This window comes from Oceanobacter sp. 1_MG-2023, from assembly GCF_030689025.1.
In the GTDB taxonomy this organism is placed as follows: Bacteria; Pseudomonadota; Gammaproteobacteria; order Pseudomonadales; family Oceanobacteraceae; genus Oceanobacter.
Genome location: NZ_JAUYWA010000033.1, coordinates 1 through 23,648, shown reverse-complemented (window position 1 = coordinate 23,648; position 23,648 = coordinate 1). Strand labels below are relative to the sequence as shown.

Annotated in this window: 18 protein-coding genes and 1 pseudogene; 7 read left to right on the top strand and 12 right to left on the bottom strand. The window is 53.6% G+C overall.

The window, feature by feature from the left end:
* Positions 1-191 precede the first annotated feature (191 nt).
* The 7 genes from Q8W22_RS15605 to dctP form a co-directional block, all read right to left on the bottom strand.
* Entirely contained in the window at positions 192-1,556 is a 1,365-nt protein-coding gene (locus Q8W22_RS15605) for a sodium:alanine symporter family protein (RefSeq protein WP_305413856.1), read from the bottom strand.
* 454 nt (positions 1,557-2,010) lie between these two features.
* Positions 2,011-2,613, bottom strand: a complete 603-nt coding sequence (locus tag Q8W22_RS15600; protein ID WP_303432961.1) for a peroxiredoxin — start codon at positions 2,611-2,613, stop codon at positions 2,011-2,013.
* A gap of 214 nt (positions 2,614-2,827) precedes the next feature.
* Positions 2,828-4,210 (bottom strand): sigma-54 dependent transcriptional regulator, encoded by a 1,383-nt coding sequence (locus tag Q8W22_RS15595; RefSeq protein WP_303432962.1) that lies wholly within the window; start codon positions 4,208-4,210, stop codon positions 2,828-2,830.
* Positions 4,211-4,231: 21 nt separating this feature from the next.
* The gene (locus tag Q8W22_RS15590) at positions 4,232-6,415 is read right to left on the bottom strand and encodes an ATP-binding protein (protein WP_305452991.1); all 2,184 of its coding nucleotides are present in this window, start codon (positions 6,413-6,415) and stop codon (positions 4,232-4,234) included.
* A gap of 66 nt (positions 6,416-6,481) precedes the next feature.
* Positions 6,482-7,888 carry a TRAP transporter large permease gene (locus tag Q8W22_RS15585; protein WP_303432964.1) on the bottom strand — a complete coding sequence of 469 codons (1,407 nt, stop codon included), beginning with the start codon at positions 7,886-7,888 and terminating at the stop codon, positions 6,482-6,484.
* Positions 7,885-8,544, bottom strand: coding sequence for a TRAP transporter small permease subunit (locus Q8W22_RS15580; protein ID WP_303432966.1), 660 nt, complete (start codon positions 8,542-8,544; stop codon positions 7,885-7,887). The genes Q8W22_RS15585 and Q8W22_RS15580 overlap by 4 nt, the downstream gene beginning before the upstream one ends.
* 69 nt (positions 8,545-8,613) lie before the next feature.
* The gene (gene dctP / locus Q8W22_RS15575; RefSeq protein ID WP_303432967.1) at positions 8,614-9,621 is read right to left on the bottom strand and encodes a TRAP transporter substrate-binding protein DctP; all 1,008 of its coding nucleotides are present in this window, start codon (positions 9,619-9,621) and stop codon (positions 8,614-8,616) included.
* 385 nt (positions 9,622-10,006) lie between these two features.
* On the opposite strand from dctP, the gene gcvT reads away from it, so the two are divergent.
* The 5 genes from gcvT to Q8W22_RS15550 all read left to right on the top strand — a co-directional run bounded on the left by gcvT (position 10,007) and on the right by Q8W22_RS15550 (position 15,781).
* Positions 10,007-11,104 (top strand): glycine cleavage system aminomethyltransferase GcvT, encoded by a 1,098-nt coding sequence (gene gcvT / locus Q8W22_RS15570; RefSeq protein ID WP_303432968.1) that lies wholly within the window; start codon positions 10,007-10,009, stop codon positions 11,102-11,104.
* A 242-nt stretch (positions 11,105-11,346) separates the two neighbouring features.
* Positions 11,347-11,733: a glycine cleavage system protein GcvH gene (gcvH, locus tag Q8W22_RS15565; protein ID WP_303432970.1), complete on the top strand. Its 387-nt coding sequence runs from the start codon at positions 11,347-11,349 to the stop codon at positions 11,731-11,733.
* A gap of 300 nt (positions 11,734-12,033) precedes the next feature.
* The gene (gene gcvP, locus Q8W22_RS15560) at positions 12,034-14,997 is read left to right on the top strand and encodes an aminomethyl-transferring glycine dehydrogenase (protein WP_305452984.1); all 2,964 of its coding nucleotides are present in this window, start codon (positions 12,034-12,036) and stop codon (positions 14,995-14,997) included.
* Positions 14,998-15,209: 212 nt separating this feature from the next.
* Positions 15,210-15,380, top strand: coding sequence for an acetyltransferase (locus tag Q8W22_RS15555; RefSeq protein ID WP_305413859.1), 171 nt, complete (start codon positions 15,210-15,212; stop codon positions 15,378-15,380).
* Between the two features lie 2 nt (positions 15,381-15,382).
* Complete coding sequence (locus Q8W22_RS15550) at positions 15,383-15,781, top strand: type II toxin-antitoxin system death-on-curing family toxin (protein ID WP_305452981.1); 399 nt, start codon at positions 15,383-15,385, stop codon at positions 15,779-15,781.
* 145 nt (positions 15,782-15,926) lie between these two features.
* Here the strand turns inward: Q8W22_RS15550 and Q8W22_RS15545 are convergent, their stop codons facing one another.
* Entirely contained in the window at positions 15,927-17,090 is a 1,164-nt protein-coding gene (locus Q8W22_RS15545; protein ID WP_303432974.1) for a type III PLP-dependent enzyme, read from the bottom strand.
* A gap of 258 nt (positions 17,091-17,348) precedes the next feature.
* Here Q8W22_RS15545 and Q8W22_RS15540 point away from each other — a divergent pair, with 258 nt between their 5' ends.
* Together Q8W22_RS15540 and Q8W22_RS15535 are read left to right on the top strand one after the other, a co-directional pair.
* A complete protein-coding gene (locus tag Q8W22_RS15540) occupies positions 17,349-18,665 on the top strand; it encodes an acetyl-CoA hydrolase/transferase family protein (protein ID WP_303432975.1) in 1,317 nt (438 codons plus the stop codon).
* A 180-nt stretch (positions 18,666-18,845) separates the two neighbouring features.
* Complete coding sequence (locus Q8W22_RS15535; RefSeq protein ID WP_305452978.1) at positions 18,846-20,690, top strand: ABC transporter ATP-binding protein; 1,845 nt, start codon at positions 18,846-18,848, stop codon at positions 20,688-20,690.
* Positions 20,691-20,741: 51 nt separating this feature from the next.
* Here the strand turns inward: Q8W22_RS15535 and Q8W22_RS15530 are convergent, their stop codons facing one another.
* From Q8W22_RS15530 to Q8W22_RS15515, 4 genes and pseudogenes are all read right to left on the bottom strand, one after another.
* Entirely contained in the window at positions 20,742-21,608 is an 867-nt protein-coding gene (locus Q8W22_RS15530; protein ID WP_305452976.1) for a crotonase/enoyl-CoA hydratase family protein, read from the bottom strand.
* A gap of 123 nt (positions 21,609-21,731) precedes the next feature.
* Entirely contained in the window at positions 21,732-22,013 is a 282-nt protein-coding gene (locus Q8W22_RS15525) for an RNA-binding protein (protein WP_303432978.1), read from the bottom strand.
* A gap of 317 nt (positions 22,014-22,330) precedes the next feature.
* Positions 22,331-23,326: a ferrochelatase gene (gene hemH / locus Q8W22_RS15520; protein ID WP_305452974.1), complete on the bottom strand. Its 996-nt coding sequence runs from the start codon at positions 23,324-23,326 to the stop codon at positions 22,331-22,333.
* A 66-nt stretch (positions 23,327-23,392) separates the two neighbouring features.
* Positions 23,393-23,648: pseudogene (locus Q8W22_RS15515) on the bottom strand (hypothetical protein); the annotation flags it as partial.

Sequence of the window (23,648 nt, the reverse complement as noted above, 5' to 3'; positions counted from 1 at the left end):
TTTATTCAGGATTTACACCCGCGGGAAACGGGCGTTACCCAATGCGGCAGAGGCTCAACCCTGGCGTCCAAATAAACCAGAGCATCAACCTGACTCACGCCATCAGATTGAACCAGACACAAGTCAGGCATCGCTTATATCAACCGGTCAAGCACAGCAGCTGGCTGGCAACGGCCAGCCAGCAAGTCAGGTTACTTTGCTGTGCTGTTTGTGCTGTTAAAGTACTCACGGGCCAGACGGAAGACCACCGGGCTCAGCAATGCCAAAGCCACCAGGTTTGGAATCGCCATCAAGGCATTGAGAGTGTCCGCCAGCAACCAGACAAAATCCATGCTGATCAGGGCACCAACCGGCACACTGAGAATCCAGACAATCCGGAATGGCATAATCGCTTTCACCCCAAACAAATATTCTGCACAGCGTTCGCCGTACAGGCTCCAGCCCAGAATTGTGGTAAAGGCAAACACCGCCAGCGCAATCGCCACCAGATAATTACCAACACCAGGTAATGCTTGAGCAAAGGCTGCCGATGTCAACGCCGCACCGGACTCACCGGAAGTCCACAAGCCAGAGGTCACAATCGCCAAACCGGTAATCGAACAAATAATAATGGTATCCAGAAATGTTCCCAGCATCGCAATCAGGCCCTGACGAACCGGGTCGGTCGTTTGTGAGGCTGCATGGGCAATCGGCGCAGAGCCCAGACCCGCTTCGTTAGAGAACACTCCTCGCGCCACACCAAACTGGATCGCAGCCCAAACCGCCGCACCGGCAAAGCCCCCTTCAGCAGCCGATTCGGTAAAGGCATACTGCATAATCAGGCCCAGCGCGGCGGGAATGGCTTCGACATTCACGATCAATACCGCCAACCCTGCACACAAATAACCGATCGCCATTAATGGCACCAAAGCACCGGCAACCGAGCCAATACGCTTGATGCCACCCAACAGTACAGCGCCTGTCAACACCATCAGAATCAAGCCGGTTATCCAGCTCGGCAGAGCAAAGTTGCTCTCCAGTACCGCTGCGACCGAGTTGGACTGCACCGTATTACCAATACCAAAACCGGCGGCCATACCAAAAACCGCAAAAGCGGTGCCCATCCAGGCCCATTTGGCACCCAGTCCGTTCTTGATGTAATACATGGGGCCACCAACATGATTGCCCTGTTCATCCACTTCGCGATACTTCACTGCCAGTACCGCTTCGGAAAACTTGGTCGCCATCCCGACCAGCGCGGTACACCACATCCAGAACAAGGCACCAGGCCCGCCCAGAAAAACAGCCGTGGCAACGCCGGCAATATTCCCGGTACCAACCGTTGCGGACATCGCCGTCATCAAGGATTGGAAAGGAGAGATATCGCCTTCTTGACTGTCTTCTTCGTTGGCCTGACGCCCCTGCCACAGCAAGCTGAACCCGGCTCCAATTTTAAAAATGGGTGCCAGTTTCAAGCCTATTTGCAAAAACAGCCCCACTCCCAGAATCAGCACCAACATCATTGGCCCCCAGACCACACCGTTGATAGCACCGACCCAACTGGTTAATACATCCATACTTATGCTCCGCCTTGATTACATTATTAAAATTCAAACAACGCCCCTTGCCTCACTGTCCAGCAGTCAAAAATCAATAGCCTTCAGTGGATATTTGAGCGTCAATTGATGCGCAGTAAAGTAAAAGAATTGGTTTGGTAAATGGCTTCGAATTCGCTATTTTTTCAGTTTAATCAACTGCAAAATACGACTGATAAAGAAGATAAGCCCAAAAAATACCTGCCATCCAATAGAATCAACAATTGTGACAATCTTCGTCCGTTATTGAGAGCCAGTTGGCAGTGGTGTGAGATACATCGGTATACGGCAAAACCGGTTCAACGGACACAGACGGATTTGGCACAACGGACGCAGACATCACCGTTATTCCGCTCAACCAGCGCCCATAAAAATGCCGGGTAACCTCACGGCAACCCGGCACTTTCAATCAGGTGTAGTCCAGCTTAACGCAAGATTACAAACCGTCAGCAGACTCAGACAGATACTTGGCAACACCTTCCGGAGAAGCCGTCATGCCTTTATCGCCTTTGCTCCAGCCAGCTGGGCAAACTTCGCCGTGCTCTTCGTGGAATTGCAGCGCTTCAACCAGACGTACCAGCTCATCAATGTTACGACCCAGTGGCAGATCATTGATGTTAGCCGCACGTACCATACCTTCCTTGTCGATCAGGAAAGCACCACGCAGCGCCACACCACCAGCGGTTTCAACGTCGTATGCTTTACAGATGGCGTGGCTTACGTCAGCCGCCATGGTGTATTTGACTTCGCCAATACCACCGTTATCGATGGCTGTGTTACGCCATGCGTTGTGAGTGAAGTGAGAATCGATGGATACGGAAATCACTTCAACACCCAGATCGCTGAACGTTGCCATACGCTTGTCCAGAGCGATCAGCTCGGATGGGCATACAAAGGTGAAGTCCAGCGGGTAGAAGAACACCAGGGCGTATTTGCCCTTGGTAGCTTCGGCGAAGTTGTATTCATCAACGATGGTTCCATCACCCAGTACGGCTGGAACTGTAAAATCAGGGGCTTGCTTACCTACCAGTACGCTCATATTTCTCACTCCATTTGTATTGAACATCTCAGCCGTGATCGGCCGTGTATCAAAATGATGCTGGGATCATACGCCACGCCAAGACACGGTCAAACCGGTGTTTGAATGAAAAGATCGAACGATTACTTTTTCCCATGCCTTTGATAGCAGCAGACTATCCCGGCTGTTTTGGTGGCTGTCAGCCCAATCTGGATGTCGCCCATGACAGCCTCTCTCAATCGCGATAATCCTGGGTGTTAATGCCGTAACGGTTGAGTTTCTGGTTGAAGGTACGGCGCTCAATACACAGGTCTTCCAGCACCGCCGCTACCTTGCCGTTATGTTCCGCCAGCTTGGAACGTATCAGCTTTTCTTCGTAGGCTTGCACCATATCTTTTAACGACTCCCCTGCGCCTACATCAAAGGTATTGTTGGTATCCAGTTCGATGGCGTTTTCGATATGTCGACAACCCCGGATGGCATAACGGGTAGCAACGTTGATCAGCTCCCGAACGTTACCCGGCCAGGAATATTGCAGCAGTACCTGACGGGTGTGAGAATCAGCCAGCCGATAATCGGTACCAAAATTGTCGCACTGTTGATGCGCGTAATACTCAAACAGCCGCTGGATATCCCCTTCCCGGTCTTTTAATGCCGGAATACGCAACTCCGCCACTTGCAGCCGAAAAAACAGATCCTGACGAAAAGCAGGGTTATTACGCAGCTCGTCCTTGGTCGCCGAGATCACCCGGCAATCGATGGCAATTTCCTGATTGGAACCAAGCGGGGTAATCAACTGATCGGATAACGCCCGCAGCAACTTTGCCTGAGTCGTCAATGGCAGACTTTCGATTTCATCCAGAAACAAGGTGCCGCCATTGGCGTGTTGCAGTTTGCCGGTACGGGCACTGCCGGCGTCGGTAAACGCGCCCTTGGCATGGCCAAACAATTCGGCCTCTGCCAGTTGCTCGGGAATGGCGGCGCAGTTGAGAGCCACAAAACGTCCGCTTGAGCGACGACTGAAGCGATGCAACGAGCGCGCAACCAGCTCTTTACCAACCCCGGTATCCCCATAAATCATCACGGGAATATCCATCGGCGCAAACTGCAGGACATCGCTGCGCAAGCGATGAATGGCCTGACATTGCCCGACGATCACCTGTTCGATGGCGGCACCATTTTCCAATGACTGATGGGCTTGTAATAAGTTAAGGGCATGAAGACGCTTATCCACGGCTTTTTGTACCGCTGCCAGCAGATAATCGGTATCAAAGGGTTTTTCGACAAAATCCGTAATGCCCTGCTTCATGGCATCGACGGCAATGGAGATATCACCATACCCAGTCATCAGAATAACCGGCAAATCCGGGTCAATTTTGAGTGCCTGACAGGCAAACTCAAAGCCGTCGGCATCGGGCATACGCAAATCGGTCAGAATGACCATTGGCTGATTCACCGTCAGCCGTTTCAGCAAAGCGGCCGGCGAGGCATAGGTACTGATACGTTGATACTCGACCGATAACAGGTCGGACGTATTGATCCGCACATCTTCGTCGTCGTCGATGATCACAATTTCAATATCGGCCGCACTCAGTGGCGACGCTTCAGTATCGGTCATTGAACAGCTTCTTTGTTATTGTCAGGGAACAGCCAAAGGCAATTGCAGGGTAAAGCGGGCACCGGTTTCAGCCCCATCACGACTGATGTTCTCAGCATGAATATCCCCGTGTTGCTGTTGCACAATCTCATACACAATCGACAACCCGAGACCAACGCCTTTACCCACTTCCTTGGTGGTGAACCAGGGGCTGAACAGATGCTCCATAACCGCATCATCCAAACCACCGCCATTATCTTCCACCACCAACTGAATATGACTGGCTGTTGCACTTAACTCAACCCGAATCCGGGGCGATGCGGTTTTTTCCAAGGCCTCCATGGCATTTTTCAGCAGATTGGAAACCGCCAGATCAAACTTGATGGCGCTCATGTTTACCCGGTTGGCCGGAGCCACCAGCCGATCGATCAATTCAATCTGGATCCCGCGCTCTTGCCATTGATCGTGATGCAAGTCGAGCATTTGCTGAATCAGGGTCGCCACATCCAGCAAGCCAATATGATTGCTGTCATCGTAACTGAAGCTCTTCAGTAACTGGATCACGTCCCGCATCTTGCTGCCCAGAGGTTTTAACCGGGCGGCGGATTCCATCGCCCCGGACCAGTTTTCACGCTTGACCTTGCCCTCAATGGCAGCCACGGAACTGTTGATCGCCGCCAGTGGCTGGCTCAGCTCGTGCACAATGGTGGCCGCCATATTCCCCAGCGCTGCCGCCTTGCTCTTTTGCAACAACTCTTGTTGTGCCACCTTGAGTTCACGTGTCCGTTCGTCAACAGTGGATGCCAGCGACGCATTCAGCTTGACCAGCTGTTCTTCGGCCCGCTTGCGCCGCACAATATTGATCAGCGTCATCAGGTAATGCTCGCTGTTATCGTAATCCACCCGGGCCAATGCAAACATTACCGGCACCGGCGATTCGCCAATACGTGTCCAGGTTTCAAAATACTGCGGCGTGCGCTGCAAATCGACCAGGTACGAGTCGAGCCCGTCGAGGGATTTCAAGCGCAGTAAATCCACCACATTGGCGACGCCGTTTTCATTAAAGGAAGCACCGGCCAGCAACAGGTTTTCGGCATAGTCGTTCATCGAGGTAATGCAGCCTTCGCCGTCGAATACCAGCACGCCGATGTGAATATGATCGATCAAGCGCTGCAAGTCTTCACGGCGGCGAATTTCTGTCTGGCGTACTTTGGCGCTGTAAACGGCCTTTTTCTGCCGCTCCCGCATCAGCAAATACCAGAAACAGCCCAGCAAACTGACAATAAAAAAACACGCCAGCGTCGGTAACAGTATTTGCCGGTGACTGACCACATGATGCAGCGTCCAGTCGGTACCATTCACGGGAAAATGATCCACCAGCCAGGTTTTACCATCCACTTTCCAGTAGTCCGCTCCTCCCGTTGGCAACATCGACAAGAAGGGGTCAGGCTGAAACAGCAGTTCATGATTTTCTTCCGGAAACTGGCGCTCGCGATACACCTGATTCAATTTTCGAATCGGCAACGGTGCTAACAGCCGATAGAGCCACTGGCTGTCCGACGCCAGGATAATGACACCATTGGCATCACTCACCAGCACCCGGTCATGACTGCTCTCCCAACTGTCGAGCAAGCTGGCCAATTCCAGCTTGACCACCACCACACCGATAATACGATCATCAACCCGCACCGGTGAGGATATAAAAAAGCCAGGTATCCCGGTGGTCATGCCTTTGGCGAAATAAAACTGCCGCTCTCCCGTCGCCATGACACGGGCGAAATACGGCCGAAAACCATAATTATGGCCCACAAAACTACCGATTTTATCCTGATAGTTGCTGGCCGCTGTCACCCGTCCATCCGGGCGCAACACATACACAATATCGGCACCGGAACGACGGGCCGAAAAGGCCAGCTCATTGTTGGTCGTGAGATCGTCCAACGTGGACTCGGAATAGGCTGAACGCAAATGAGCAATTATTTTCTCATTGCGCGCCAGCAAGGCAGGCAGGTATTCAAACTGATCGATCGAGGCTCGTAATGATTGCTCAAAGACGGCGGCCGAACGGCGATTGTCGGCCGAAACAGAAGCGATTTTCAGGAAATAGAAAACCAGAGTCACCAGCGTAATCAGCGCCAGCACCATCCATAACCAGCGCCGTCCAACCGGTGCAAAAACAGAAGAGGTTAATGGGTTTTCAGCAGCCGCAGCAGAAGAAACGTTCACAGTAGCCAGTACTCGGTTGATAGCAAACTCCGGCAGCTGCCGCTGCCGGAGTGCAGGCCCGCCAGCTTACGCGTAGCCCATCAGTCCCGGCAACCACAACACAATTCCGGGGGCAGCGATCAACACGATAATAGTGAAGACATCCGCCACAAAGAAAGGTGTACAGCCGCGGAAGACATCCTGAACCGAACACTCAGGACGAACCCCCGCCACCACAAAGCAGTTAAGACCAATCGGCGGCGTAATCAGACACAGCTCCGCCATTTTCACCACAATGATACCGAACCAGATGGCGCAGCCTACCCCGGACACACCAAAGGCCGAATCCACCGCCGCAACATCAGGGCCACCGTTCAACGCCATCACCGCAGGATACACGACCGGCAGGGTCAGCAGCAGCATGCCGATAGCATCCATAAACATCCCCAGCACCGCATAAGCACACAGGATAAACACCAGGGTCAGCATCGGGCTCTGGTCAAGACCGACCAGCCAATCGGAGAACGCCGACGGCAAATCGGCAAAGCCGAGGAAGCGCACGTACAGCAAGACACCCCAGATGATGGTGAAGATCATGACTGTCAGCTTGGCAGATTCCAGCAGCGCATCTTTCAGTTGGCTCAGCTTCATGCCTTTGTGCAAGGCCATCAGCAAGATCACAAACGCACCCAGAGCACCGGCTTCAGTCGGTGTACCAACACCACCGTAAACACAGATACCAATGATACCGACAACAAACAGAATCGGTGATGCGCCCGGCAGCGTGGCGAAACGATCTTTCCAGGTAAAGCCGGTCACCGGTGGCCCCAGCTTTTTATTGGTCAACGCCAGCAAGATAACCAGACCGCCGTAAATAAACGCCGATACCATGCCCGGAATAAAACCGGCCATCAGCAAGGCACCAACATCCTGCTCCACAATAATGGCGTAAATCACCAGGATAGAAGACGGTGGAATCAGCGATGCCAGCGTTCCACCCGCCGCAACCACACCCGCCGCAAAGCGTTTGTCGTAGCCCAGCTTGAGCATTTCCGGTACCGCAATACGGGCAAATACCGCCGACGTGGCTACCGATGCACCCGACACTGCCGCAAAACCGGCGGTCGAAAATACCGTGGCAACCCCCATACCGCCGGGCAACCAGCCCAGCCATTTTTTCGCGGCATCAAACAGCGCCCGGGTCAGCCCGGCGTGATAGGCCAGAAAACCAATCAGAATAAAAGTGGGAATCAACGACAGCGCCAGTGACGATACCTTTGAATGCGGAATGGTACCGGCCATTTTAATGGCCACTTCAAAACCTTTTTCAAACCCCAGACGGGCCGAAAAAATCCACAACAAGCCCAGAAATCCAGCCAGTGCAGCAGCAAATGCCACCCGCAACCCCAGGATGACACACAACAGCATAACGCCAGTTACCCAAAGACCGATCGAGATCGGGTCCATGGCAGACATGGTTTCCCATAAACTCATACTCGGTCCTTCCCTTGTTCAGGGTTTGTATTTTCATCAATATCGAATGAAGCCGAAGCCACTGTTGCCGCTTCACGAGCCGCAACCACCGCCGCGCTTTCAACCAGAGGCACGGCCACCGGATTCGGAGAGCCGGAAATCAGCGCACGGCTATACCCCCAGGCTTGCAGAATCAGACGCAAACACAACAGCCCCAAAGCAATCGGCACCACCAGCTTGGAAGGCCAGGTCACCAGGCCAATATCAAACGAGGTATCACCATTCACAAATGCACGGTTAAAGTGTTTATACGAGCCGTACATCAGCAATACACTTAACACCAGCATCACCAGCACGGTGAACAACTCCACCGCCCACAACCAGCGACCCTTCAATTGACCAATCAGAATATCCATTCGGATATGACCACCATCACGCTGGGTATACGACAGCCCCAGAAACGCCATAAAGGCCATTCCCTGCTCTACCCAGTCGATGTAACCACTCACAGGCAGGTCAAAAAACCAGCGCCCCAGAATATTGGCCACCGCCATAAACACCAGCATCAAAATGACGCAGCCGCCCAATAACGACAGCAGAGACTCCAGCCGATAATAAAGCTGGTCAGCCCGGCTTAATACAGATTGATCGACCAGAACGGTCGCGCTTGCAGACATGGTCAGACTCTCTTTGCAAAAAAATCATCAGGGGAAAAGAGCCGGGAACCCGGCCCTTTCAAAAGGTACTTATTCGCCTTTGAACAAACCGGTGGTGTATGCCAGCAAGGCTTGGGAATCGAATTGTTTTTCGTATTTCAGCACCCAATCCTTACGTACCAGCTCAGCGACTTTATCCAGCATGGCCGTTTGCGCTGGCGTAAAGGTCACCTTGGTTACCTCGTGCTCTTGCAAGGCTTTTTCGTAACCGGCAACCGCATTGGTGTTGTAGTTTTCCACGTAATACGCCATCGCTTCTGGCACGGATTCCAGCAAGACTTTGCGGTAAGCAGGTTTCAGGTCTTCAAAGGCTTCGGTATTCATAACCACCGGACAATCACCAGAACCCAGGTTCAGGTTGGTGGTCGCCCAGGTACCGATATTGGTGGTATTGGTCGCCAGGTGTGCGTGGGGAGCAAAGGCGGCAGCATCAATCACACCGGAATCCATCGACTGACGCACTTCACTGAACGGCACACCGGTTTTGATCGCGCCAAATTGCGTCAACACTTCCAGTACGCCACCCGGACCACGGGTCCGTTGACCGTCAAAATCTTCCAGCTTGGTCAGCACATCGCCTTTCGCCACCAGGTTGTACTGCGGCAGCGGTGTTGGCATCAGCAAGGTAGCGTTCCAGCGGGCCATGTCTTTCTTGACGATGGGATGTTGATACACCTTGGTGTAGATTTCAGCCACGCGGGCCAGCGAGACATCTTGCGAGAACGGCAATTCGTTCACCGTGATGGTCGGGTTTTTACCGGCATGATAAAACGCACAGAACTGCGCCATCTCGAATGCACCGAATGAAATACCATCGAGGTTTTCCTTGGCCTTGCTCAAGCCGCCATAGGAAATATTCATTTTGAACTCGCCATTGGTTTTTTGCTCAACCAGTTCGGCCAGTTTCTCTACGTTTTCAGTAAAGGCGCGTCGTTTACCCCACAGTGATACATTCCAGGTGGTGTCGGCCATTACTTCAGGAGCAATAAAAGACAGGGACAGGGCGGAAACAAGCGTGAGCTTTTTGAAGGTGTTCATTCGGTATTCTCCGATGTCGGGCATTATTGTATTTGTATCCTCCGACAAAGCAGTATTCGGGCCAAAATATAAGTTATTGATTTTTATAATATTTTTAATAAACCGATATTCGAATAGGTCAAAAAACTCCTGCCTTTTCTGCATAAAAAGGAATTTTTTTTCTCATTGTTCGCTCTTTTCAGTCAGCTCTTGCAGCCGTATTTCCCCAATCGCCAGCCAATTCTGTTGCCCGACCGGATTTCAGGCGCTCAACATTCTCCGTGCAACTGCTGCGCGTACAGTGGCAAGGCTGTATACTATCCGGCCATTTTTTACCGACCAGATCAGTACTTTATTACCTGTAACTGGCGGGTAAATCCCACAACATGTGACAACAGGACGCTCCATGGCCAAACGTACTGCATTGTATGCAAAACACCTGGAAGCCAATGCCAAGATGGTAGACTTCGCCGGGTGGGAAATGCCGATTCACTATGGTTCCCAGATCGTCGAACACAAGGCCGTTCGCGAACACGCTGGTATGTTTGATGTATCGCATATGACTATTGTTGATCTGTCTGGCTCCGACGCCACCGATTACCTGCAAAAACTGCTGGCCAACGATGTCTCGCGCCTGCAGGAAAAAGGCAAGGCACTCTACAGTGGCATGTTGAATCAGGATGGCGGCGTGATCGACGACCTGATCGTCTATAAAGCCGACAGCGGTTATCGTCTGGTGGTCAACTCCGCTACTCGCGCCAAGGATCTGGAGTGGATGGAAAAAAACCTGCATGGTTTTTCCAATATCTGCCTTACCGAACGCCCGGAACTGGCCATGCTCGCCATCCAGGGGCCACAAGCCATCGCCAAGGTCAAGCTGGTCAAACCGGAAGCAGCCACCGCCATTGATGGCCTGAAAGTCTTCCAGGGCCGGGGGCAGGCCGAATGGTTTTACGCCCGCACCGGTTATACCGGTGAAGACGGTCTCGAAATCATGGTGCCCGACGCCGAAATTGCCGCCTTCTGGCAATCGCTGCTGGAAGCCGATGTCCAACCTTGTGGACTGGGCGCCCGTGACACCCTGCGTCTGGAAGCCGGCATGAACCTGTACGGCAACGACATGAGCGAAACCGTTAGCCCGCTGCAAGCCAATATGGCCTGGACGGTTGCCTGGGAACCGGCCAGCCGCGACTTTATTGGCCGGGCAGCGCTGGAAGCTGAAAAAGCCGCAGGCGTACCCACCAAGCTGGTTGGCCTGATACTGGAAGGTCGCGGCATTATGCGTTCGCACCAGAAAGTGATTGTCGACCTTGGCGCAGACGGTCAGGGCGAAGGCGAAATAACCTCCGGTACCTTCTCACCAACGCTGGAATGCTCCATCGCCATGGCCCGGGTGCCGAAAGCCACCGGCGATCATTGCCTGGTAGACATTCGAGGCAAGCAGGTCCCCGCCAAAGTCGTTAAGCTGCCCTTTGTACGTAACGGCAAAAAAGTCTGCGAATAAAGACTAACGTCTGACGGGAGCATTGCCCCAGGCAATTCTCCCGACGACAATACGCAGTAAACTATCTACCTGATGATTTTTTAACAACTCACTCACTGGCGTTGCAACAGTACGGTCAACCGCCCGCGTTATCCTTTTATGGACGGGCAAAACGGCGAGTCGGACACGGTTTACACCAGTAACCGTTATCGGCTCTCACGTTTTAGCGCCACACTGGCAATGCCGAAGCCTGGAGAAAACCAATGGCCAATGTACCCTCAGATCTGAAATACGTCGCTTCTCACGAATGGGTGCGCATCGAAGCCGACGGCACGGTGACCATCGGCATTACCGACTTTGCCCAGGAAGCACTGGGTGACGTGGTATTTGTTGAATTACCCGAAGTGGATGCCGAATTCGATGCCGATGCCGAATGCGCAGTGGTCGAGTCTGTCAAGGCCGCCTCCGATATCTATGCACCACTGGCCGGTAAAATCATCGCCGTTAACGAAGACCTGGTCGATGCGCCGGAAAAAGCCAACGAAGACCCATACGGTGAAGCCTGGTTCTTCAAAATGGAACTGGCCAACGCCGCTGACCTCGATGGCCTGATGGACGCCGCGGCCTACACCGCCGCATGCGAAAGCTGAGCTGTGGCTGTGATAGTGCATTAACCGGTGCAACAGGGTAACGCGGGCTTGCGACCCTGCTGCACCATTAACATCTCTTGCGGGATACCGATTCAGACCGCCAGATGACGATCGATCGATACAGTCTGTTTTGCTGTATCCATACCGATCGGTCGCCTGCGGCCTCTGCCAATCGACACATAAATACAAGGTATGCATCGGATGTATGAGCACATAGCGTGACTTATACACCCGGCTGACACGCCAGACGAACCTCTGACCCTTCAGGGGTTCTTTGCTTTTACTGAGGGTAACTTCTCAATGACACAAACTCTGTCACTGCAACAGCTGGAACAACACGACGCTTTTGTCGGTCGCCATATCGCCTCCAACGGCACCGGCCCGGATCAATCAGAAGCCGCCGCCATGCTCGCCGCTGTAAACGCCGACTCCATTGATGCACTTACGGCTGAAATTGTCCCGGCCGACATTCTGCGCCCCCCCTTTCTGGACATCGCCCCCAGCAAGACAGAGTTTGAAGCGCTGAACTACCTGCGCCGTCTCGCCACCCAGAACAAGGTCTTCAAAAGCTACATCGGGCTGGGCTATCACGACACCCTGATGCCGCCAGTGATTCTGCGCAACGTGCTGGAAAACCCAGGCTGGTACACCGCCTACACCCCCTATCAGCCCGAAATAGCCCAGGGTCGCCTCGAAGCGCTGCTGAACTTCCAGCAAATGATCATCGATATGACCGGCATGGAACTGGCCAACGCCTCCCTACTGGATGAAGGCACCGCCGCCGCCGAAGCCATGGCCATGTCCAAACGCTCGGTCAAGAAAAACAAATCCAACACCTTCTTTATTGATGAAAACTGCCTGCCACAGACCATCGACGTAGTCAAAACCCGCGCCGCCGCCTTTGGCTGGGATATTCTGGTTGGCCCCGCCGACGATGCCGCCAGCGCCGACGTTTTTGGTGCCCTGTTCCAATACCCCGGCAAACAGGGTGACGTGCGTGACTTCACCACCATCATCGATGCTCTGCATGCCAATCACGCCATGGCCACCGTGGCCACCGACCTGATGGCATTGGTGGCGCTAAAAGCTCCCGGCGAAATGGGAGCCGACATTGTTCTCGGTAACGCCCAGCACTTTGGTGTACCCATGGGTTTTGGTGGCCCACACGCAGCATTTTTTGCCACCCGTGATGCCTTCAAGCGCTCCATTCCTGGCCGGATTATTGGCGTCTCTATTGATGCCCAGGGCAAACCGGCATTACGTATGGCCTTGCAAACCCGCGAGCAACATATTCGCCGCGAAAAAGCCAACTCCAATATCTGTACCGCCCAGGTCTTACTGGCTAACCTGTCGTCGTTCTACGCGGTTTATCACGGTCCCAAAGGTCTGAAAACCATCGCTGCCCGTATCCATCGGCTAACCGATATCCTTGCCGCCGGACTGACTTCAGACGCCGCTCAAACCGCTGGGGTCACGCTTGCCAGCAGCAGCTGGTTCGACACTCTGACCCTGCGTGTCAACGACCGCGCCGCCGTACTGGCCCGCGCCGAAGCCGCACAACTCAACCTCCGTGACGACGCCGCACTGGGATTAACCCGTGCAGGTCAGCCAGCCGATACACTCGGCGTCACCATCAGCGAAAAAACCAGCGCTGCCGACATCGAACAGCTGTTCGACGTTATTCTCGGCAACCAAAATCACGGCCTGGATGTATACGCCCTCGATGCCGACATTGTCGCCAGCGCCGCTCAAGGCCGCTCATCCATTCCGGCCGAGCTGACCCGGACCAGCGACTTCCTGACGCATCCGACCTTCAACCAGTACCACAGCGAACACGACATGCTGCGCTACCTGAAGCGGCTGGAGTCCAAGGATCTGGCCATGAACCACAGCATGATCACCCTCGGCTCCTGCACCATGAAGCTTAACGCCACCACCGAAATGATCCCGGTGACCTGGCCAGAATTCGCCAATATCCACCCTTTCGCGCCAGCTTCCCAAACCCAGGGCTATGAAGCCATGATTGGCGAACTGGACGACTACCTCAAAGCCATTACCGGCTTCGATGCCATCTGCATGCAGCCCAACTCCGGTGCCCAAGGTGAATACACCGGCTTGCTGGCCATCCGCAAATACCACGAAAGCCGCGGCGACGGGCATCGTAACGTTTGCCTGATTCCACGCTCTGCCCACGGCACCAACCCCGCCTCCGCCCAAATGGCGGGTATGCGTGTGGTTGTGACCAACTGCGACGACCAGGGCAACGTTGACTTCGACGATCTCAAAGCCAAAGCCGAAGAGCTAAAAGACCAGCTCTCCTGTCTGATGCTGACCTATCCATCGACCCACGGTATTTACGAGCAGGGCGTCAAGGAAATTTGCGCACTGATCCACGCCAACGGCGGCATGGTCTACATGGACGGCGCCAACCTCAACGCCCAGGTCGGCATCACCCAGCCCGCCTTTATCGGCGCTGACGTCACCCATATGAACCTGCATAAAACCTTCGCCATTCCACACGGTGGCGGTGGCCCCGGCATGGGCCCGATTGGCGTGACCGCGGCACTGGCACCCTTTGTGGCCAACCATACCGTACGGCCGATAGACAACGCTGCTCAAGGTAATGGCGCGGTTTCTTCCGCTCCTTATGGCTCCTCCAGCATCCTGCCTATCAGCTGGATGTATATCACCCTGATGGGCAGTGACGGCCTGCGTCTGGCGACCCAGAACGCCCTGCTGAAAGCCAACTACCTCGCCCAGCGCCTGAGTGACCACTACCCGATTCTGTACTCCGGCCAGAACGGCCGCGTCGCCCATGAATGCATCGTTGACCTGCGCCCGATCAAGGCCGCCAGCGGCATCACCGAAGTCGATATCGCCAAACGCCTGATGGACTACGGCTTCCACGCCCCCACCATGTCATTCCCGGTGGCTGGTACCTTTATGATCGAACCGACGGAATCCGAGTCCAAGGCCGAAATCGACCGCTTCGCCGATGCCATGATCGCCATTAAAGCTGAAATCGACGCCATTCAACGGGGCGAACTCGACGCCGACAACAACCCGCTGAAAAACGCCCCGCACACCGCCGAAATCGTCACGATTGGAGACTGGGATCGCCCCTACAGCCGTGAACAGGCGGTGTACCCTACCCACCAGCTCGGCGCGCATAAATTCTGGCCGTCTGTTGGCCGGATAGATGATGTGTATGGTGATCGCAACCTGATTTGTTCTTGTCCGGCGATTGAAAATTACGAAGACTGATACAAAGCAACAGCCACGGATATAGGGACGTCCTCCGTGGCTGTCCTTATATTCTGCGCTTTATCCTGCGGTAACAAACGAAACCCTGATGGACATGGACAGCGCCGCTCCCTACCGTTACGTCATTCTGAATACGCCAATGCAAGCTTTGTTATTTCTGGACACATTTTTACTGCCGCTCCATACTCATTGTTCTTAATGAGGTAATTGTGATGAACGAAAAAATTGCTCGTTACGGTGTGAAACCAGTTCAACGCCCCAAAATCAAAGCCGACCGCCAGCTCGACCTGAGTGGTGAAGAAGGCAAGAAAATCATCCAAGCTGAAACCCGTTCAGTACTCAAAAAACACGCCAAAACCTTCGCCAAACTGGCTGACATGTAACCATGGGGATTATTCTGATCCCGTTCGAACGGGTGATAGAAGTCAATACCTGTATTTTACAAACTGAACCGGGACACAAAGGCCCGGTAGATACAGGAAAATTGCAGGGGGCATTAGGCAGAATAGAGACAGCCATTCACTACAACGGTCTCGATGACGTCTTTGAAATTGCTGGCCTGTATGCTGAAGTCATCGCAAATTCCCATGCCTTGCCAGATGCGAACAAACGCACTTCTCTGGCCATTGCTCTGGAATATTTATCGTTACATGATTTCGAAATCAACCAGGACAACGATCTACTGGCCGACGCAATCAGAGACTTGGTACTCGGAGAGCTTTCAGCCAAGGACATCGCCGATTTGCTTTATTCTCAATATGATTCTGAGCAAGAACGTCACTGAAAGATAAGTCATCAACAAACACGGACGAGCCCTCATGGACATGGACAAAACCGGTCCGTCCCTACGTGACATCAATCAAATTACAAAATCATTATTCCTGGATTGCCACAGATATAGGAACGCCCTCCGTGGCTGTCCGTCAGATTCAGATGCAATACGCCTGTAACGGCGGGAAGCCGTTAAATTCCACCGCGCTGTAGGTGGTGGTGTAAGCCCCGGTAGAAAACCAGTACATACGATCCCCCATCGCCAGATTCAGCGGCAGTTGATATTTGTAATCTTCATACAAGATATCAGCGCTATCGCAGGTTGGCCCGGCAATCACGCACTCTTCTGCTTCGCCTTTTTTCTCAACATACAGGGGGTACTTGATCGCTTCATCCATGGTTTCAATAAACCCACCAAATTTACCAATGTCGGTGTACACCCATCGGTGTAACCCAAATCGGGTCTTGCGGCTGATCAGCACCACTTCACTGACCAACACCCCCGCATTGGCTGCCAGCGAACGACCCGGCTCCAGGATCACTTCCGGGAAGTCATCACCAAAATCTTCTCGCAGATAGCGGGTAATTTCTTCGGCGTAGGTTTCCAGATCGTTGGTGCGGCTAATATAGTTGGCCGGAAAACCGCCCCCCAGGTTGATCATTTGCAGCTTGATGCCATCTTCTTCTTGCAGTCGTTCGAAGATCCATTTCACTTTCGCGATGGCGGAGTCCCAAACACCTATTTCACGCTGCTGGGAACCCACATGGAAGGAAATACCATACGGCACCAACCCCAGATCACGCGCCAGAATACACAGATCCAGCGCCATATCGGTCTGACAGCCAAATTTGCGCGACAACGGCCAATCGGCGGTTTGGGCACCCTCGGTCAGAATACGAATAAATACCCGGGCACCGGGAGCCGCACGGGCAATATTACGCAGATCGGCTTCGCTGTCGGAAGCAAACAGAGTGACACCCTTGTCAAAAAAGTAGCGGATATCAGCCGCTTTTTTGATGGTATTACCAAAACTCACCCGATCACCAGACACACCCAATGCCAACACCTTGTCCAGCTCGTACCGTGATGCCACATCAAAATTACAACCACGTTGCTGCAATATCGCCAGCAATTCCGGGGCCGGGTTGGCTTTCACGGCATAGTAGGTTTTGGCGTACGGAAAACAGTCCAGCAAGGAATCCAGTTGCCGGGCAAACAGCTGTGTATCAATCACCAGGCAAGGGGTTTCCTGTTGATCGGCAAAGGCTTTGATGCGCGCAAAGGTATCGGCGTCGTAGTAATCTTCTGGTTGAGTGAGCATCTGGCTCGTTGTCTCCTCGAATAAGATCCGTCAGCATGGGTGCTGATTGGGAGGCGCAAAGATAGGGTTATTTGCGAGAAGTAAAAGCGCTATTTTTTTCTCTTTACGATCACAGAATATGATCAACATCGGCAGCCGCAAGCAATCACCCAAACCTTGATCCAGATCGTCTCAATACTGCCGTATCAGTGGCAGATGATGCTATAAAACCCATCGATTACTATTTCCTCCTGACCCGCTTAACCCAAAGGACGCCTTATGAGCTGGAATGATTTGTATATGGAAAAACGCCTGACGCCATCACAGGCTGCGGAGCGACTGAGTGATTGCCACAACCTGATTCTCGGTATGGGAGTCGCCATGCCACCAGCGCTGATTACGGCGATTGCGGATGCCTATAAAAACGATGCCCTGCCTGCACTTAACATTTATTACATGCACGGCTCCGCAACGTTGCAAGAACAACTGCTGACCCCTGCCATGCGGGGTAAATTTACACCTCGTTGCCTGTTTCTGAGCAGTTATGACCGTCTGGCTGTCAAGAACAATGCCGACCACCCCTGGATCGAGTTTGTCCCTTCGTCGTTTCACCAGGTAGGTCGGATGTTGACCGAAAACATCAGCCCGGATTGTCTGATGGTGACAGTGTCGCCGATGGATAAACACGGCTATTTCAGCCTCGGCACCAACGCCGATTACAGCGCCACGGTGATCCGCAAAGCCCGCAAGGTGATTGTCGAAGTCAATCACCATATGCCGCGTACCTTTGGTGAATGTTCGGTGCATATTTCAGAAGTTGAAGCGCTGATCGAAGCCGATGTGCCACTCACCGAGCTGCCAGACGCAGCCGCATCCGATGTCGACTGGGCCATTGCCCGTCAGGTCGCGGAGCGGATTGATAACGGCGACACGCTGCAAATGGGCGTTGGTGGTGTACCCAATGCGGTCTTGTCCATGCTGGAGCACCACCAGAACCTGGGGTTGCATTCGGAGTTGTTTTCTCCGGCCATGGTCAAGCTGATCAAATGTGGTGCCCTGAATGGACGCCTCAAGCGTGTCATGCAGCACAAACACGTCTTTACTCTGGCACTGGGCGATCGGGCGATGTTTGATTTTATGGACGATAACCCGTCGATCGTGGGCTTTCCGGCTTCCTGGGTAAACAATCCCAGCGTGATCCGGGAAAACCCCAATATTGTCTCGGTCAACTCCGCCATTGAGGTGGATATCACTGGCCAGATCAACGCCGAGCAGATTCTTGGCCATCCGTTCTCGGGCACCGGCGGCCAGCTGGACTTTGTTCGTGGGGCTTACGGTTCCAAAGGTGGCCGTTCGTTTGTCGCCCTGCACTCCACCGCCAAGCACGACAACCTGAGCCGGATTGTGCCGCAGTTGACCGGCGGCACTGTGACCGATACCCGGATGGATGCCCATTATATCGTCACCGAATACGGCAATGTCTGCCTGAAAGGCATGTCGATCCCGCAACGGGTAAAAGCGTTGATTGGTATCGCCCATCCCAAGTTCCGTGAGGAGCTGACACAGCAAGCCATCCAGCTGGGATACTGTCACTGACCCCAGTCCGCCGTGCGGCACCCACACGCATGGCCAGTCTGTTCGAACAGGGCAATCCATCGAACAGACTTATCAAGGTCACGTCTCTGGTTTAAGGTAGCGGCTTTCGTGAATCAGGCCATTGGGCCAATCCCGCCTTCCTGATTCACTCTGCCTGACGAGTGTCCGAGCTTTTATCCTATGCTGAATTTTTTCGAACGATTGGTTAACCCTTTCCCACCAGAGCAACCGGAACAGCCCCCCAAAGGCCTGTATGCCTTTTGTCGCCATTACAGTCATGGAGTTGAGATTCCACTGGTCTGCATGTCATTGCTGACGGCGCTGGCAGCGATTCTGGAGGTATCCCTGTTTGGCTTTATGGGTAATCTGGTTGACTGGTTATCGGAAAAAAATCCCGATACCTTTTTGCAGGAAGAATACGCCAGCCTGATCGGCATGGCGCTGGTGATTCTGGTGCTGATGCCATTAACCAGCTTTCTGCATTCGGCGCTGGTGCACCAGACCCTGATGGGCAACTACCCGATGAAAATTCGCTGGCTGGCACACCGTTATCTGTTGCGCCAGAGTCTGGCTTTTTATCAGGATGACTTTGCCGGACGTGTCGCCACCAAGGTGATGCAATCGGCCCTCGCCGTGCGCGAAACCGTCATGAAACTGCTGGATGTACTGGTCTATATCCTGGTGTATTTCACCGCCATTATTGTGATGGTCGCGGCAGCCGACTGGCGGCTGATACTGCCGATGCTGGGTTGGCTGCTGGCCTATGTGCTGATCCAGATCTATTTTGTACCACGACTCAAACGGGTTTCGGCGGCACAAGCCGATGCCCGCTCACAAATGACCGGCCGCATCGTCGACAGCTACACCAATATCCAGACCGTCAAACTGTTTTCCCACAGCCAGCGTGAAACCGCCTACGCCCGTGAATCAATGACTGGATTTATGGACTCAGTACACCAGCAAATGCGACTCGGCACCGGTCTGAATGTCGCCGTGCAATCCATCAACTACTTGCTGGTATTTACCATAGCAGCCCTGTCGATCTGGCTCTGGATGGAGCACGCCATCAGTGTCGGCGCCATTGCCATTGCAGTCAGCCTGGCCTTGCGTATCAACGGCATGTCGCAGTGGATTATGTGGGAAGTCGGCACCCTGTTTGAAAACCTGGGCACCGTCTCCGATGGCATCAATACCTTGTCGACACCATTGAGTGTGCTGGACAAACCGGACGCCCAGGCACTGACCGTCCAACATGGAGAAATCACGCTGGACAAGGTCAACTTCCGGTATCAGGGCATCGACTCCGACACCCACCGGCAGATTTTCAGTGATCTGGATATTCACATCCAGCCAGGTGAAAAAATTGGTCTGGTCGGCCGCTCAGGGGCGGGCAAGTCCACCCTGATCAACCTGTTGTTACGGTTTTACGATATCGACAGTGGCACCATTCGTATCGACGGCCAGAACATTGCCGACGTTACCCAGGACAGCCTGCGCGCCAATATCGGCATGATCACTCAGGATACCTCGTTGTTACACCGCAGCGTGCGTGACAATATTCTGTATGGTCGCCCGGATGCCAGCGAAGCAGATATGATAGAAGCGGCCCGCAAAGCCGAAGCCCTCGACTTTATTCACGGCCTGCACGACCCTTATGGCAACAAGGGGTTTGATGCCCAGGTCGGTGAACGTGGTGTCAAACTGTCGGGTGGCCAGCGCCAACGGATCGCCATCGCCCGGGTGTTGTTGAAAGATGCGCCGATCCTGATGATGGACGAAGCAACTTCGGCACTGGATTCTGAAGTCGAAGCGGCGATTCAGGCCAGCCTCTACAAACTGATGGAAAACAAGACAGTGATCGCCATTGCCCACCGGCTGTCGACCATTGCCGCCATGGATCGCCTGCTGGTAATGGATCAAGGCCGTATTGTCGAACAAGGGTCTCATCAGCAACTGCTGGCTCAGGGCGGGATTTACGCCCAGCTCTGGGCCCATCAGACCGGTGGATTTATTGGCGAAGACTGATACCTCTCCGCCATGCCATGCCGGTAATCAAGCAGCACAGTCCTACTGATCTCAGCGCCGCGGCTCAAAGGGTCGTGGCTCTTTCGAGCCTTTATTCAGGCCATTTTTCATCGCTATTTGCTGGTTTTTACGCCCCAGCAAGCCGTATTGCAGCCAACGCTCCAGTCGTAACGCCGACCATTCGCCTCGCTTCCATCCTTGATTAAACAGCCGCTTGGTCGCCACAATCGCGTCCGGCGACTGCTGGGCCAACTTCTGGGCCAGGGCCATGGCGGCATCCATCGGCGTCTCACTCACTTGCGTTACCAGTCCATATGACTGCGCTTCCGCAGCATCGAACACTCGTCCAGTCATGGTCAGTTCTTTGGCAATATCCTGACGTGTGAGATTGGTCAGGCTGGTCAGAATACTCATATCCGGTATCAACCCCCATTTCATTTCCATAATGGAAAAACGGGTTTGCACATCGGCAAAACGAAAGTCAGCCGCCAGCGCCATCTGCAAGCCACCACCAAAACAGTTGCCGTGCACCACCGCAATCACGGGCACCGGTAAGTCTCGCCAACACATGGCAATTTGCTGGGCCAGATTGGTTTTGCTCCAGGGCCATTTCAGCAGCAGATTGGGAATCATCCAGCGGTCCTTGCTGACCGCCGAAAAATCCAGCCCGGCGCAAAACGAATCGCCCCTGGCGGCCAATATCACCACCCGGATCGAACGATCCCGACGAATATCACGGGCACACTGAATCAACTGTTGGAACATGGGCCGATCCAGCCCGTTCAGTTTATCCGGCCGGTTCAGATACACCACGGCGATGTGCTGACTCACCTCCCAGGTCACACGCGGCGCAGAGGGTGAGCTAGTCGATGGGGAGGAAGAAGTCATGGCATGCAGTTCCGGCAGAAAGAGTGCCATCATGCTTCCACAAGAGGGTAACGGCGGCTATGACCAGAGAGGACAAAAACCGTCCTCTATCGTACAAAACCGGAAGCAATGTCTCGTTATGGAGATACCAGCAGCCCACTGCTGGCCAGAGACTCAGCTCGGCCGCGGTGCCCGTGGTGTACGAGGTCGATTCTCTCTGGGCTTGGCTTCGTTCACCCGTAAAACCCGACCATTCAAATCGGTGTTATTCAAGGCTTCAATAGCGCTGCTGGCATCACTGCTGCTGGCCATTTCGACAAAACCGAATCCTTTGGAGCGATTGGTTTCACGGTCGATGACTACCGTTGCCCGCTCTACCTCGCCAAAGCGGGAAAACAGCTCGTGCAGTTCATCCTGGGTTGTGGAGTAAGGCAAGTTGCCAACATAGATATTCATACGTCATTCCAGTCAACAGGGTTGTCCATGGTTTATTCCGCATCGTTTCACGGCACGGCCCACATCATCATTTGCAGGTGATATACCAGCCTGCTTCGTCTCTGTAGTCAGGCAGATTATTAAGCCGTTATAGCAAAGTCAAAGATGTTTTTATGACAATTGATCAACCCATGCGAAGAGGCAATCATGGGCATAATTGGCACCCGTCAACACCACCACACAACCCGCTCGGGATGGATATTGCTTGTCTATCCTCCGGCCCGACATCAACGCCCGCCGCCCTGTCAACCAGCCGTTTATAGCCCGGTTCCCCGGAATCAGCGCCAGCCCTGGGTGTTACTGCTGACCAGCTCCACCATCATCTGAATATGATCATCACGATCGTTCAGGCAAGGGATGTAATGGAAATCGCTGCCACCCGACGCCAGATACAACTCACGGTTTTCAACATCCAGTTCTTCCAGGGTTTCCAGACAATCAACGGCAAAGGCTGGACTGATAATATCCACCCGTCCGGCCTTTTCTGCGCCCCACGCCTTGAGCGTATGGTCAGTGTAAGGCTTGACCCATTCTTCCCGACCAAAGCGCGACTGAAAAGAACAGATCCATTGCTCTGGCGACAGCTTTAATGCGTCTGCCAGCAAGTGAGCCGTTTCCCGACACTGTGCCGGATAAGGATCTCCCTTATCTTCATAACGCTGCGGAATACCGTGAAACGACATCATCAAGCGGTCGCCCCGCCCATGTTCCTGCCAATAATCCCGCACCGACTGGGCCAGCGCCTGGATATACAAAGGATGATTGTAGTAACTATTGATCCAGCGCATGCCAGGCAGATGCGGGCAGCGTTTTAACCCTTTGGCCAACCGATCAAAAACCGCCGCCGTTGTGGATGAGGAATATTGTGGATAAAGCGGCAGCACCAGCATATTGCTGACACCATCCTGACGCAGGCTTCTGCCAGCCTGTTCCATATCCGGCTGGCCATAGGTCATGGCAAGAGCAACCGGAATCTCACAGCCATAGTGCTGGCTCAGTGCTTCTTTTAATGCCTGCTGCTGTAACAGGGAAAAGTGCATCAGTGGTGAACCGTCTTCACGCCAGACCGAAGCATAGGCCCTGGCTACCCGGGCAGGACGAATACGCAAAATCACGCCATGTAAAATCAGCCACCACAATGGCCGTGCAACATCCACCACCCGAGGGTCCCACAGAAATTCCGCCAGATACTTGCGCACCGCCCCAGCGGTTGGGGCCTCTGGTGTCCCAAGATTGACCAACAGCACCCCGAACGGTGGTTGATTGGATGACATGAACGCTCCTTAGCAGCCGCTTGTATAAGTTTTGCGTAAGTTTACCCAGCTCCCTTTTAAAGGTCATTAAAAGTCTGACAATCGCTCACTTTCGATACAGAGGATATTGATTTCACAGCACCACGGAATCTCACGGCTGGAAGTGATGCCTTTGGAATAAGCAAACAGGATGATTTTTAGCAAAATGGCTGGATCGTACTGGGCGGCCTTCTTGGTCATTTTTGTAGGGCTGGTGAAACGCGGACTGTAGTGGTCAACTAATCCCGGACAGTATTTTAAAGTTTTCCTCAGCTGCAACGGGCGAAATGCCGTCGTTGAATGT

What these genes read in the sequence shown, in the direction of transcription:
- Q8W22_RS15605 (WP_305413856.1), bottom strand. Translation starts at nt 1,556, where the DNA reads ATGGATGTATTAACCAGTTGGGTCGGTGCTATCAACGGTGTGGTCTGG.
- Q8W22_RS15550 (WP_305452981.1), top strand. Translation starts at nt 15,383, where the DNA reads ATGGGGATTATTCTGATCCCGTTCGAACGGGTGATAGAAGTCAATACC.
- Q8W22_RS15525 (WP_303432978.1), bottom strand. Translation starts at nt 22,013, where the DNA reads ATGAATATCTATGTTGGCAACTTGCCTTACTCCACAACCCAGGATGAA.
- Q8W22_RS15585 (WP_303432964.1), bottom strand. Translation starts at nt 7,888, where the DNA reads ATGAGTTTATGGGAAACCATGTCTGCCATGGACCCGATCTCGATCGGT.
- Q8W22_RS15535 (WP_305452978.1), top strand. Translation starts at nt 18,846, where the DNA reads ATGCTGAATTTTTTCGAACGATTGGTTAACCCTTTCCCACCAGAGCAA.
- gcvH (WP_303432970.1), top strand. Translation starts at nt 11,347, where the DNA reads ATGGCCAATGTACCCTCAGATCTGAAATACGTCGCTTCTCACGAATGG.
- Q8W22_RS15600 (WP_303432961.1), bottom strand. Translation starts at nt 2,613, where the DNA reads ATGAGCGTACTGGTAGGTAAGCAAGCCCCTGATTTTACAGTTCCAGCC.
- dctP (WP_303432967.1), bottom strand. Translation starts at nt 9,621, where the DNA reads ATGAACACCTTCAAAAAGCTCACGCTTGTTTCCGCCCTGTCCCTGTCT.
- Q8W22_RS15595 (WP_303432962.1), bottom strand. Translation starts at nt 4,210, where the DNA reads ATGACCGATACTGAAGCGTCGCCACTGAGTGCGGCCGATATTGAAATT.
- gcvP (WP_305452984.1), top strand. Translation starts at nt 12,034, where the DNA reads ATGACACAAACTCTGTCACTGCAACAGCTGGAACAACACGACGCTTTT.
- Q8W22_RS15555 (WP_305413859.1), top strand. Translation starts at nt 15,210, where the DNA reads ATGAACGAAAAAATTGCTCGTTACGGTGTGAAACCAGTTCAACGCCCC.
- Q8W22_RS15530 (WP_305452976.1), bottom strand. Translation starts at nt 21,608, where the DNA reads ATGGCACTCTTTCTGCCGGAACTGCATGCCATGACTTCTTCCTCCCCA.
- Q8W22_RS15540 (WP_303432975.1), top strand. Translation starts at nt 17,349, where the DNA reads ATGAGCTGGAATGATTTGTATATGGAAAAACGCCTGACGCCATCACAG.
- gcvT (WP_303432968.1), top strand. Translation starts at nt 10,007, where the DNA reads ATGGCCAAACGTACTGCATTGTATGCAAAACACCTGGAAGCCAATGCC.
- hemH (WP_305452974.1), bottom strand. Translation starts at nt 23,326, where the DNA reads ATGTCATCCAATCAACCACCGTTCGGGGTGCTGTTGGTCAATCTTGGG.
- Q8W22_RS15545 (WP_303432974.1), bottom strand. Translation starts at nt 17,090, where the DNA reads ATGCTCACTCAACCAGAAGATTACTACGACGCCGATACCTTTGCGCGC.
- Q8W22_RS15580 (WP_303432966.1), bottom strand. Translation starts at nt 8,544, where the DNA reads ATGTCTGCAAGCGCGACCGTTCTGGTCGATCAATCTGTATTAAGCCGG.